The organism is Paenibacillus sp. JNUCC-31, from assembly GCF_014844075.1.
Lineage (GTDB): Bacteria > Bacillota > Bacilli > Paenibacillales > Paenibacillaceae > Paenibacillus.
This window is the reverse complement of sequence record NZ_CP062165.1, coordinates 4,891,152-4,903,617: the sequence shown is the minus strand read 5'-3', so window position 1 is coordinate 4,903,617 and position 12,466 is coordinate 4,891,152. Positions and strand designations below refer to the sequence as shown.

Below are 12,466 nucleotides of genomic sequence, written 5' to 3'. Positions count from 1 at the left end.
GTATATTACCTCCCTGAAATGGTGGAATTCAATTTGAATCGCTGTTGACTTATGCTATCGTTTTACGGCTCAATCCCCCATACTTTTGTCCCTCCCTGATACCCCGTCACCTGAGTCCAGGCGGTAAAAGCCGTCTTGGTTGCGTCATAGGAATAGTCGTTGCTCTGATCAAAATTGCTCCAATTGTTCTTGGAAAAACGCCCCTGGATCATGCCTGTCTCCGCTCCGGGAGCCAGACTGCCTGCACCGGATTTGAAGCTGATCTCCAGAATCGTATCCACTGTACCCTTCGCCGGATTCATCTCAACAAATTTGCCTTCAATATTGGCCGTTCCGATCTGCGCATAATCACACCAGAAGCTCAGATCTCCCGTACCATCCTTCGTAAAATAATATCGGAGCTTCACGGTACTCAGATCAATAACCTGAGTCCCTGTGTTTTTTAGATTAAACTGCGGAGTCACCGCATTGCCGGAAGCACCTGACCCTCCGTGACGATACTGCACTTCAAGCGTGCCCGGCACAGATGGTCCCGCCTGAGGTGTGGCGAAGACTGGCGAAGATCCAGACGACTCGCCAGCTGTATTCACAGCTGTCACGACATAATAATAGGTCTTTCCGTTCGTCAGCTCCGTGTTCGTGTACGTCAATCCACTCACTCCTGTCGCTACAGAAGTATATGGCCCCCCACTCACCTCAGCGCGTTTCACGGTGTACGATGCTGCCCCAGGTGATGCAGCCCAGTTCAGGATGACCTGAGCGTTCCCTGCTATGGCTTGAACCCCCGAAGGTGCAACAGGCGTGACAACCGATGTGGCATCAGGCTCCTGGCCATAAATCCGATTGCCTGCATCGTATACCGGAAGATATATGCTCTTCGCCACATTGCCCGTGCCCAAGCCCTGGAATGAATGATCATTATTTGCATTCCAGGCGCCTTGTGGCCCGGTAATGCGGAACACCACCTCTTTACGATAATGTCCCTCCCCGCCTGGATAGATTTTGGTTCCGGTGAAATCGGCAGTAATCGCATAGATTCTATTCGTCGCATCAACCACAACTGGCTGGGATACGGTAGCCCCCTCGGTGTAGGTAGTTGTAATATTAACGTCGGAAACGGTATATCCTGCGGCATACACTTCACTCAGATCGATGTAATATCGGAAGGACAATTTATCCCCCATACGTGCTGGCCAGCCCGAACGATTGTTCAGTTGAGCCTTAATTTCGGTATAGTTGGAACCCGATGCCTTCACAGCAGCTTCGACAAAGAATTCATCCGTCTTCACTTCGGGAGCCGGAAAGTTCGCGATGGGCTGATCATTCTGTCCATACAGCAGATTCATCTTGGCTAACGCACCTGTAAATCCCGCATTATAATCGGTTGCCACCTCATTGCTTACATAATCTCCAATGGAATCGGTGTAGGCATCTGCTGCATCGGGTCCACCAACCATGGCGCCGTACAGGATGTGACGGTGATCAGAAGGAACACTGTCACTGTTCGCCCATGAGCCGTGAGAGGTTCGGTGATGCGGATGTTTCGGCGGATTCTGACCATAGCCAACCACATAACTGCTCTGGCGTGGATTATCCCCCAAAATGTAGTTCATTTGAGATACGGCAAAGTTCTGATACCTTGTTTTCTTCACCGGATCACTGACCCAATCGGAATACACAAAAGCAATGAACGATGCATTCGCTGCATAACGGAGCGATCCCCATGTATCAAGCCAGGCCAACCCGCCGGGTGTATACTTGATACGTTCTCCATTCGTGCCTACAGACCAGTAATCGAGATTTCGCTCTGTCGATTGAATAAACCGTGCCGCTTCCGGCATGTTCAGGCTGGACGTAATGCGAGCCAGCAAAATCTGAGCTCCATAATGTTTGTCATCCCAGCCCTGGGTCCATGTGTAAGCCCAGTTCCCGTTCTGCCCATCCGCCTGCCACTGATTCGCTGTGGCAATCGCTTTGGACAAGTAAGCGCTATCATTTGTCGCCATATATAACCATGTTGCTGCCCATGCAAGCTCATCTTCATAACCCGTCCATGAGTTGTAGAACGACTGGGCATCTGTGATGCAATCTGTATACTTCCCACGGTACGTATCCCCCAAGCTATATAACTCCTTGGCATGTTTCAGCAGTTTGTCAGCATAGGCCGGATCACTGTCCCGAAACACGATGGACGAAGCTGCAAGTGCTGCCGCTGTCTCTCCTGCAAGTTCACTACCTGGACAGGATGCATCGATCTTAAAGGCCGGGCGATTCATCTGCATCACTTCAGCCGGTCCCCACCAGGAATGGTCGGTATTTCCCGCTCCGACTTGTCCCCATAGTTCATTCGGTTTCGTATGCGCTTTCACAAAATAGTCTGTGGCCCATTTCAAATTATCCTTCATGGCATCCAGTTGTCCTGCCTGCTCGTATCCCTCGCGGTATTCCACGACGGACCAGGCTAACATCGTGGCAGAATAAGCCATGGGCAGACCGAATTTTACGTGATCACCGGCATCATACCATCCTCCGGTCAGATCGACCCCAACATCCGATCCGTCATTCAATCCGGAATCACCGCGCCATTCTACCCGGTTGTCTTCTGGCAGTTTCCCTGAACGCTGGGTTTCATAAAAGTAAACGGCTTTCTGTAATGCTTCAGCATAGTTATGGTTTCCGGCAGCCGCATCTGCCTTGCCATTCCATGCCTGTATGGAAATACTTCCTGCCAGTAGCCCTGCCGATAACGCGAGAATAGCGACTCGTCTCCACCAGCTTCCCTTCATGTTCAACCATTCATCTCCTTTTACAATCGTCGTCTCGTAATTTTCCAATTACACGGATGTAATATGACCCGCTCCTTTCTATGGTGTGACTCCATGTATTTTCCACCATTAATTACCATTATAACCTTTTACTTCAGTTGAAATATCAGCGCTGGTGACTTCTGGAATAACATTGTTGTGACATGTTCGGTTATGGATATAACCAAAAAGACAGCCTCTCATATCGATGGACACGATATGAGAAACCGTCCTGAAGTTTCGTATAATCCTTGCTACAGGCTGAATGACAATCCTGGTACTATCCAGTCTGACCATTCTGTCTTTTCACTCGTTTACACTCTGAATTTGTTGATTTGCTCCTGCAGCTCTTCTGCCATTTTGGACAAAGAGCCTGCAGACGAAGCAATCTCTTCCATGGAAGCCAGCTGCTGCTGGGTTGCAGCGGATACATTATGCACTCCGCCTGCTGCTTCTCCAGCAATATTGGAGATCTGATCCACATATCCTACAACTTCATTCGTACTTGCTGACATTTCCTCCGAACCTGCGGATACTTCCTGAATCTCACCCGCCACCTTATTAACCGCACTTGAAATCTGCTCAAAGGCTTGTCCTGCCGCTGTTACAATCTCAATTCCGGCCTCCGTTTCATTGCTGTTCACTTTCACAGCCTGTACGGCATGGTCTGTATCCTTCTGAATCAATTGCACGAGATCCGTAATTCGTTGTGCAGATGTAGAAGACTCCTCTGCCAGCTTTCGCACTTCTCCGGCTACAACCGCGAAACCACGTCCGTGCTCACCTGCACGTGCCGCTTCAATCGCTGCATTGAGGGCAAGGAGATTGGTCTGGCGAGCGATATTGTTGATCACCTCAGTAATGGTACCAATCTCTGCAGAACGTTCTCCCAGCCCTGTAACCAGTTCTGTCAGTGATGCAATGGAATTGCGAACAGAACCCATCTGTTCAACAGCTTGCTGAATAATCATGTTTCCTTCGGCAGACTGATTCGCTGCATCAACGGCAGATACGGATACACTTTGGGCAAGCTCGGCGATCTGTTCCGAACCAAGCGCCATCTCACTCATTGCCTGTGAAGACCGCTTCACCATGTCCACTTGATCAGAAGTACCTACGGCCAGTTCTTCAACCGTTTCGGAAATCTGTTCCGAAGCCTTCGTATTCTGCTCTGCACTCGCAAGGAGTTCCTCTGAAGAGGCTGCTACCTGTTCGGATGTGAACGATACCGATTGAATCATTGCGCGAAGGTTGCCAGTCATTATATTGAAGGAATCCGCCAGCGTTCCCAGTTCATCCTTGTTCTTGAGAACAATCTTCTCACTGGTCAAGTCACCATTGGCAATAAGCATGGCTGCTGCATTCATCTTCTTGATTGGATTTGAAATGATGCTCGCAATAAAGAAAGCAATAAACATGGCAACCAGGAAAGCAACAATGGTTACTGCCAATATAACATTGAATGCTTGTTCAGCGGACTCAACTGATGTATTCGTAGCTTGATCCGACAATGTATTTCCCATCGTAATCAATTGAGCAATGGCATCATTCGCTGTAAACCAAAGCGGATAGGCCTCTGAATGCAATCTGCTGGCATCCTCAAAGTTGTTAGCCCTGCCCAATTCAATAAATACTGGCATTTTCGCCAGATAAGCCTCATAGTTCGTACTAAACGTATTGTACAGTTCATTTGCTTCGGTACTGCCAGAAATGAGTGGGACCAGTTCTTTGCGCTCATTCTCAATCTTGGCTTGAAGTTGCTCCAATGCTTCATTCATCTTGGTAATTTCACTCTGATTCGTTTCAACGATTACGGCAAGAGCAAGCCGTTCAACGTCGGAAATGTCGCCATTCATCATCCCGAGCAGGCTTACACTGGGCATCCACATCTTGTCGATTTCATCGGCCTTTTTGGACATATCGTGAATTTGGGTCAACGCATAAATACTGACTACAGCCAGTAAAGCCACTACCACCAGAAACCCGGTCAGTAATTTCATCCGAATTGTTAATCTCAATTTTCCCGTTACGCTTCCCTGCGGCTCTTTCATGTTCCCCACTCCTCAACTAGTACATATTTATAGTATATCGACACAGATCGCCATGAATTGTAGATATTCGAATTCGATTTTTATAAATTTCAGTTAACTTCGAAATAAACACAAAAAGCCTTACGTCTTTGGCGTACCAAAAACGTAAGGCTTCGTAAGCGAAAGTTCCCTTCCTAACCTACATATTCTGCGTTTTAACGGAAAATCCGACGATGAAGGTTGATGAAAAAATCGGGAACCGACTTCGTGTAATTGCGCGTAACAATCAAGATTACACTGACCAAACTACCCAGAATGAACCCACCCAGAATATCCCCAGGATAATGTACACCTACATATACACGTGATACTCCTGTCAGTAAAGCGAGCAACAACATCCATAATCCAAAGCGACGTCCGATGAAGAAAGATGCCGCAGCTAGAGCAAAAACAAAAGAAGCATGTTTGCTTGGGAAAGATGGATCTGGTACATGCGGTACCAGTTGATTCACCGTACCTTCCATAAATGGCCGCGGATGACCCACCATAGGTGAAATTCCCCATTTGGCCAGACTAAGCGCTACAATCGAAGCTACACATGCATAAAATACAATTCGTTGCTTGGAAGGTTCACCGAGAAACCATACAATGACAAGCAGTCCAATCATAACCCAGACGGCATATTCAGCCGATGTAACCATAAACCAGTCCAGGAACGGAATTCGGTCTGCAAACTGATTGATCCAATTAAATATGGATTGATTCATAATAGCCGTTTAATACCTCCATTACAAAAACCATGATTATTTTTTACATGATAAATGATAAATAGCTACAAACTATTTGTCAAATATTCCTGCTCCCAACCGAACATTCGAAATCAAAGGGGACATTTCTCTTTCTTTTTGTTAAAATAGTTTGGGTTACATATCAGTTCATTCATAGAAAGGTGAAGATTATGCTTAAGAAATGGTTATGGGGGACCGCCCTGACCCTGGCACTTGCCGTAACGGGTGTCATTGTATACTACGGATATTCGATCGTTCATTTTGCCAATAGCATCTCGACCGCTTCCGGTACGACTTCTCCCTCCGATTCATCTTCAGGGACAGATCAAAACGCAGAATCCCCATCCACACCACTTCCTAAATGGGACGGGAAAGAACGGGTGAACATCCTGCTTCTAGGTGGAGATTCCAGGGGGGATGATGCCGGCCGTTCAGACTCCGTCATGGTCGCTTCCATTGATCCGATCTCCAAGAAAGCCCACCTCTTCTCTGTTCTGCGGGACACCTATGTTGAGATTCCAGGCCATGGAAAGAGCAGACTTAATGCAGCTTTTTCTTATGGGGGTGCTGATCTGACCAAACAAACCGTGGGTAACCTGCTCGGTATTCCCATTCAGCATTACGTCTACACGGACTTCACCGGGTTTATGGCACTGGTTGACGCTGTAGGCGGGATTGACATTGATGTGGAGAAAGACATGTATTACACCAGTAAAGCAGACAAGCATATGTACGATATTGATCTTAAAAAGGGACTGCAGCATATGGACGGAAAAACCGCTCTCCAGTATGTCCGTTTCAGACATGATGCCACCTCCGATTTTACCCGCACAGAGCGGCAGCGGATTTTCATGACTGAACTGGCCAAGAAGATGCAAAGCACAACTTCACTATTCAAAATCCCTGAAATATTGGAAGCCATCGCTCCCTATGTTGAAACAGACCTCAGCCCAACGCAGATGTTAAAATTGGCTTCGCTCGGATTCGATATCAACGTGAATGAAATCGATAAACAACAGATTCCCCCAAACAAGCTGTTAACGAACGAGCTTGTAGGTTCTGCTCAGGTACTTGGTGTAAATAAACCGAAACTCCATAGCTACATTCAGAATTTATTTGAGGAAGATGCGAAATCTTCAGAGGATCAATCGACGAAAATACAAGACTTAAACTAAATTGGATGAAAACAAAAAGAAGCAAGTTTAGCAATAAATTTTGATTTAAAGGCGGCTAAGGCCGTCTTTTCTTATACCTATTTTCCCCATTTAATGCAGCCTTAATGTTCAGCAGGTACCCTTAAATGATGAATTCCGGAACCACGAAGGAGGAATACACGTGAATAAACCGCGAATCATGGAATGGACCCAACTGCGAGGCCTCGCATTTCTCGCCATTGTGATGCAGCATAACATCGCGGAATATATATATCGTCCTGATATTCAACAACCGGATTCCATCATGCTGATCATGATTTATCATCTGACTCGTTTTGGCACGCCAACATTTGTGTTTCTGTCTGGAGTACTCTTGTTCTACCATCACAGCCACACCAAACCGGATTACCCCCGGTTTATTCGTAAACGGTTTGGGGATATCTATGTGCCCTTTGTGGTATGGACGTTCATCTATTGGTTGTCCGTACGGATATTCACCCCCGAGTTCTGGCTTTCGGGTACGCCGGACTTCCGTAGTCTTGTTCGCGAACTGTTCCTGCCACAGACAGGATACCATCTGTGGTTTGTCATTATGGTGTTCCAATTCTATATTTTGTTCCCCCTGTTTCTTACAGGAGCCAAATTCATTCAACGATCTATCGGAAAGTTCAGCCGTATTAATCCCACGCAATCGGTCATTGTGCTGATTGTCACCGCGTCAGCGCTGTACACATTGCTGATGAAGTGGTCCTACTATGATATGGGCGGGTGGACAACAGCCTTAACCCAACCCTGGTCGAGTTTGCTGGAATATCGTTCCTATTCATGGATTATGTACTCGTTCTACTTTTTGCTTGGCGCCGTATGTGCCTGGTCGGTCGATAGCTGGAGGAGCTGGACTACACGTGTGCTGCCCTGGATGATTTGTATGTTCGTTGGAATGTATATCTGGTTAGGTTACGATGTGCTGCGGGGATCAGGAGATGTCGTCAACCTGAATATTTCAACCTATCTGAAACCGACGACATTCTTGATTATTATGGCGCAGCTGTTCATGTTCTATGGACTTCTTGTACTGCTGCGTGACAAAGACAGACCATTTCAACGTCTTCTGGCGTGGATCGGTCGATATTCCTTCGGTGGGTACCTTGTTCATGCACTGGTCATCTATGGAATCGCTTATGTCACCAGACCGCTCCAGATCAGTGGCTGGCATCTGCCCATAACACTACTGTCGTTCGTCGTAACTGCCGCACTGTCTCTTGCCATCAGTTGGGGACTTTCAAAACTTCCCGGGTCCCGCTTCACCATCGGACTGTATCGTAAAAAACGTATTCATCCGGGCCTGCAAGAAAGTGCTGTTGCTCTGGGCAAAAGAAGTTCACCTGAGCTTCATCCATCAGCCCGCTCTAATCGCAGCCCAGAAACCAGTTAGACATCGTTGGATGAAAAAGAGCGTCTTCCTTGTGGAAGACGCTCTTTCTTTTCTCACTTCACTTCTGTAGAAGCCGATCGTCCGGGTACTGGATCCTGAGGAGCGGGAGCATGATGTGCATTCCCTTTCTGATTGACGAATCTCTTCAGGTCACCTGTCAATTGTTCCTTCAGCTTGTCCACCAGCTGCGTTTCGCTGATGCCTTTTGCCTGAGCAATTTCAGCCAGCGACTCCCCGCTCTGAAGCTGCTGATGAAGTTGCTCTGGAGTGATGCCGATAAAGCGCGCAATAGCTCCCTTGTCCATCATCGGACGTCTGCTGCCATGGTGAACAAACTCACGTCTTAATTCCCGCAGAGGTGTATTGATTACCTTCTTCAGCTTGGTATCCATACCCGCTTTGGCTGCTGCTGCCTGCTCTTTCGTGAGACAGCCTTCTTCAGCAGCTTTATCCAATCGCTGAGAAAGCGACGGCTTCAGCTTCTCCAATAATTGTTCTTCACTAAGTCCCTTGCGTTCTTTGGCAATCTGAGTCAGCGTTTTGCCAAGCTCCATCTGATCCTTCATGTCCCGAAGCCCAATACCGAGTAAATCTGCGGTCTCCCCAATCATAAACAGGCCATGGCTTGCCTGCATACAAGGCTTGGTCTGATTTGTGGAGGTGGAAGATATCACCGCATGGGGCTCCTCAACAATTCTGTTCGAATCAGCAAACGCCATATGTCCATTTGTTGTTGATATAAATATGGCTGCCAGTCCGGCTGCCATCCACATTTTCCATCTGTATTTCATTTCTCTGCCGCCTTTCATATGTCAAAATCCTATGCTCTCTTAGTTTGAGCCTAACTTCCCCTTTTTTATGCCATAAAAATACAAAAAGTCATTATTTTTTTCACAATTCATCACTAAACCTCCTATTTTTTTCAATTCATTTCCGGTATACTTACAGTAACTTCATGATCTAGTCAAATAGTCCTTAATCACTTTATCACGGGAAGGGCGTAACCAAACGATGCGGAGAGAATGGTTTGATCCGTTTAAATCCGATGTGGAGGTGGTGTTCGCTGCGGCAGAGCAGCTGGTACAGAAATATCCTGAACCAATGTCAGAACATGCACTAGAACAGATTCATTTGGTCAATCCTTTGTTACGAGATTCGGGTCACAGCTATATTGGCTATATTATTCCGCTGTGGATGCATCTCTCGGATGGACTCCCCCAAGCGAAAGCACACAGACTGAGTACTGCCTGTCTCATGCATATGTTATATTTTCTAAATCAGGACGAAGTTATGGATGAACGCCCCGCAGATACGACACTGAAGTTATCACTGGGTAATCTATACTATATGGACGCCCTCTGTGCATATTCGGAGCTTTTCAGCCTATCTTCTCCATTCTGGACATATTTCAGGCAGTACGTCGAGGATTGGGCCATGAGTGTCACCGGTGAGAACTCCATTGATTATTTCAAGAGAAGCCCGTTGTTAATCGCACAAAAAGCCGCCCCACTTCAGCTTGGAACAGCTGGTTCACTCCTTCTTTTGGAACAAGGGCATCGCATTACTTCGGTATGTTCTGCCGTCAATATTGCATTGATGACACTCCAGATGACAGATGACTTCACAGATACGAAACAAGATGCTGTGCATGGAAATTACAACAGCTTCCTCTCCCACATATCCACAGCATTGGAACACCCTTACCCGGCTCATCCTGTAAGCGAATGTGTACATGATAATGTGTACAATACTCAATTCATGAACTCATATGTTAACATCGCCAGACAATATAACATGAAATTAACATCTTCTAACTTGGGAATTCCGCATCTCGAAGCGTTTAATTCCTACTTATGCAGCATTTTGGGACAGGCTGTTCAGAACATTGAACAGCACAAGAAAATGCTACTTCAAGGCGGGTTTCATTACTGGATGAGCGAGCAGCATCATGGTTCCTGATCACAAGAGGCGAGCTGGTTCAGTTGAATTTTAAATATGAAGGGAATGTTGACGATGATGGTATCAGAAAAAACGTTGCATGAGGATATTATTGAGAAAGCCTGGACAGATGAGCACTTTAGACAACAGCTGCACTCCAATCCGAAGCAGGCGCTTCGTGAAGCATTTGGCATTGATATTCCTGAACACATTCAAGTTCGTACTGTTGAAGAACAACAGAACGATTATGTTCTCGTGATTCCTCCCAATCCATCCAAAGTGAATTATGACGTGAACTGCGGACCATGGAGAAGTTAAGCAAGCTTAATTGAACGTGTATTCATAACACATGGGGTAGTGAACGAAAAAAGCCATTGTACGCTTCTGCCGAGTGTCATTCGACGAACTCGGCAAAAGATACAACAGCTTCCGTTCCTACCCCTTTTGTGCTTGTAAAGCTGATCTGCCCATGCATGGCCTCCACGATTCGGAAGGTGACCATCATCCCAAGACCCGTTCCCTTAATTTTATTTGAGAAATATGGCTCTCCAAGCCGGACCAGCGCTTCCTCATCCATGCCTTCCCCATTGTCCCTGACATGCACTTTGACGAACCCATCCTGGGCATAGGCCCAGATATCAATCTGACCTTGTCCCTGCAAAGCTTCAATACTGTTCTTAATTATATTGATAAAAGCCTGTTTGAACTTGGAAGAATTGCCTCTGATCCATAGATTCGGAGGAATATCGGTTGTAATTTTACCACCTTCCAGATTAGCCATTGGTACAAGAATGCCTTCAATATGGTTAAACTCATCCCCGATATTCAGAGAGGTAATATGATCAAACTCGGGTTTGGCAAACGTAAGAAAATCGGTAATAATGCCAGAAGCCCGATCCAGCTCCTCCAGAGCAATTCGCACATATCCCTTGTTTTTGTTGTCCTCCTGCTCCGTCATGAGTTGAAGGAACCCTCGAGTCACCTGCAGCGGATTACGAACTTCATGGGCAACCGAAGCTGCCAGTTCACTAATAATCTCCATTTTCTCAGAGCGCTGCAATTCATTATTGAACAACTCCAATTCTTTGGAATATTCAAGCACTTTGGTATGTTTTTCAGCAAATCGACTTCCCAGTATGGCAATAAGAGAAATTACAAAGGCAACCATCGACCATTTCCACCAGATCAGGTGATAGGTTCCATTTCGCTGGTAATACCACAGTAGTTCAGCAACACTGATTAAGGCAAATGTGCCGAATCCCGTAGCAAGCAAAATGGCTTCCCTGTTCCGCTGTAACGCCTTGGTGATTGTGCCGATCAATAATATACTCAAAAGGACTACGAGAATGAATCCAATCACGTTCTGAACCAACACACTGTAGAATATGTCCCACTGACCGCTGGAAATAAAACTGATGAACAGGGCAGCCACAGCAACTATGGAATAGATAAATTGGAATTTTCTCAGTTTGGTGAAGATGCCATAAGGACCTGGTCCGATAATTTGTTCAAAAAAATAACAGAGTGCAGGCATGCCCATCAGCATTGCCAAGTCAAACAATACGGAGTATAGATTACCGTAAACCTGGTAGAACGTGTATAAAAATTGCGAATAGGTGATGATCATTGTTCCAATGGAACCCATTACGATGCATAGCGAAATCCACAATCCTTTATGAAATTTGCCCAGGAAAAATGTGCAGCTCAGCATGGTAATGGCTGTGAATACAAAGGTAGCCCCCAATATCACATCAAGTAATCCATTGTGAATGTACTTTTCCTGCAATGTAGCATACGACCCAACCTGAACCGTTCCGTAGATGCCAAGTCTGCCTTTCTCATTCTCGGACCAGACATATAGTGCTCCACCAGAATTTTCACTTGATAAGGGAAGCAATACAGCATTGTTATCATAATTGTAATGATAGTTCTCATACACCTTACGATCTTCCAGGTAGATTACAATATGATTCCCTTTAATATTCTCAAAGCGAATTGCCGAGCTATCATCGCTTATTTCAGGAATAGTCACACGAGTCCAAAGCGAGCCTGAAGGTGGATCAATGATGCTGTATTCCATCTTTTCGGCGCTCTGCTTCTCCCAGATCTCGTCCGAACCTTGAACCTCGCTAATGAACCCCTGATCGTTTGCGTTCCCCCATTTTACTTCCCATCCCGTAATGGATACAGGTCTCTTAACCTCTCCTGCATTTGCTGAGATTATCCCGTGCGGCAAGCAGAGCATAATCAACAGGCTCATCCATAAGATGCTGATAGCTTTGGGCACATTTTTCATTTACAGCACCTCAAAGTTCTT

Annotated in this window: 9 protein-coding genes; 4 read left to right on the top strand and 5 right to left on the bottom strand. The window is 46.2% G+C overall.

Annotated elements, in window-relative coordinates:
- Window positions 1-62: 62 nt before the first annotated feature.
- From JNUCC31_RS21220 to JNUCC31_RS21210, 3 genes are all read right to left on the bottom strand, one after another.
- On the bottom strand, window positions 63-2,786 hold the full coding sequence (locus JNUCC31_RS21220; protein ID WP_192273208.1) for a glycoside hydrolase family 9 protein: 2,724 nt from the start codon (window positions 2,784-2,786) through the stop codon (window positions 63-65).
- Window positions 2,787-3,118: 332 nt separating this feature from the next.
- Window positions 3,119-4,855, bottom strand: a complete 1,737-nt coding sequence (locus tag JNUCC31_RS21215; RefSeq protein ID WP_228469157.1) for a methyl-accepting chemotaxis protein — start codon at window positions 4,853-4,855, stop codon at window positions 3,119-3,121.
- A gap of 194 nt (window positions 4,856-5,049) precedes the next feature.
- Window positions 5,050-5,601 carry an undecaprenyl-diphosphatase gene (locus JNUCC31_RS21210; protein WP_192264483.1) on the bottom strand — a complete coding sequence of 184 codons (552 nt, stop codon included), beginning with the start codon at window positions 5,599-5,601 and terminating at the stop codon, window positions 5,050-5,052.
- A 191-nt stretch (window positions 5,602-5,792) separates the two neighbouring features.
- Between JNUCC31_RS21210 and JNUCC31_RS21205 the strand changes: the two genes are divergently transcribed.
- Window positions 5,793-6,797, top strand: coding sequence for an LCP family protein (locus JNUCC31_RS21205; RefSeq protein ID WP_192264480.1), 1,005 nt, complete (start codon window positions 5,793-5,795; stop codon window positions 6,795-6,797).
- Between the two features lie 160 nt (window positions 6,798-6,957).
- Window positions 6,958-8,211: an acyltransferase gene (locus tag JNUCC31_RS21200; RefSeq protein WP_192264477.1), complete on the top strand. Its 1,254-nt coding sequence runs from the start codon at window positions 6,958-6,960 to the stop codon at window positions 8,209-8,211.
- Window positions 8,212-8,264: 53 nt separating this feature from the next.
- On the opposite strand, the gene JNUCC31_RS21195 is transcribed toward JNUCC31_RS21200, so the two are convergent.
- Entirely contained in the window at window positions 8,265-9,002 is a 738-nt protein-coding gene (locus tag JNUCC31_RS21195; protein WP_192264474.1) for a hypothetical protein, read from the bottom strand.
- Window positions 9,003-9,222: 220 nt separating this feature from the next.
- Here JNUCC31_RS21195 and JNUCC31_RS21190 point away from each other — a divergent pair, with 220 nt between their 5' ends.
- Both JNUCC31_RS21190 and JNUCC31_RS21185 read left to right on the top strand, forming a co-directional pair.
- Window positions 9,223-10,170 carry a hypothetical protein gene (locus JNUCC31_RS21190; RefSeq protein WP_192264471.1) on the top strand — a complete coding sequence of 316 codons (948 nt, stop codon included), beginning with the start codon at window positions 9,223-9,225 and terminating at the stop codon, window positions 10,168-10,170.
- Window positions 10,171-10,224: 54 nt separating this feature from the next.
- Window positions 10,225-10,467, top strand: a complete 243-nt coding sequence (locus JNUCC31_RS21185; RefSeq protein WP_192264468.1) for an NHLP leader peptide family RiPP precursor — start codon at window positions 10,225-10,227, stop codon at window positions 10,465-10,467.
- Window positions 10,468-10,543: 76 nt separating this feature from the next.
- Here the strand turns inward: JNUCC31_RS21185 and JNUCC31_RS21180 are convergent, their stop codons facing one another.
- Complete coding sequence (locus JNUCC31_RS21180; protein WP_192264464.1) at window positions 10,544-12,445, bottom strand: sensor histidine kinase; 1,902 nt, start codon at window positions 12,443-12,445, stop codon at window positions 10,544-10,546.
- Window positions 12,446-12,466: the final 21 nt, after the last annotated feature.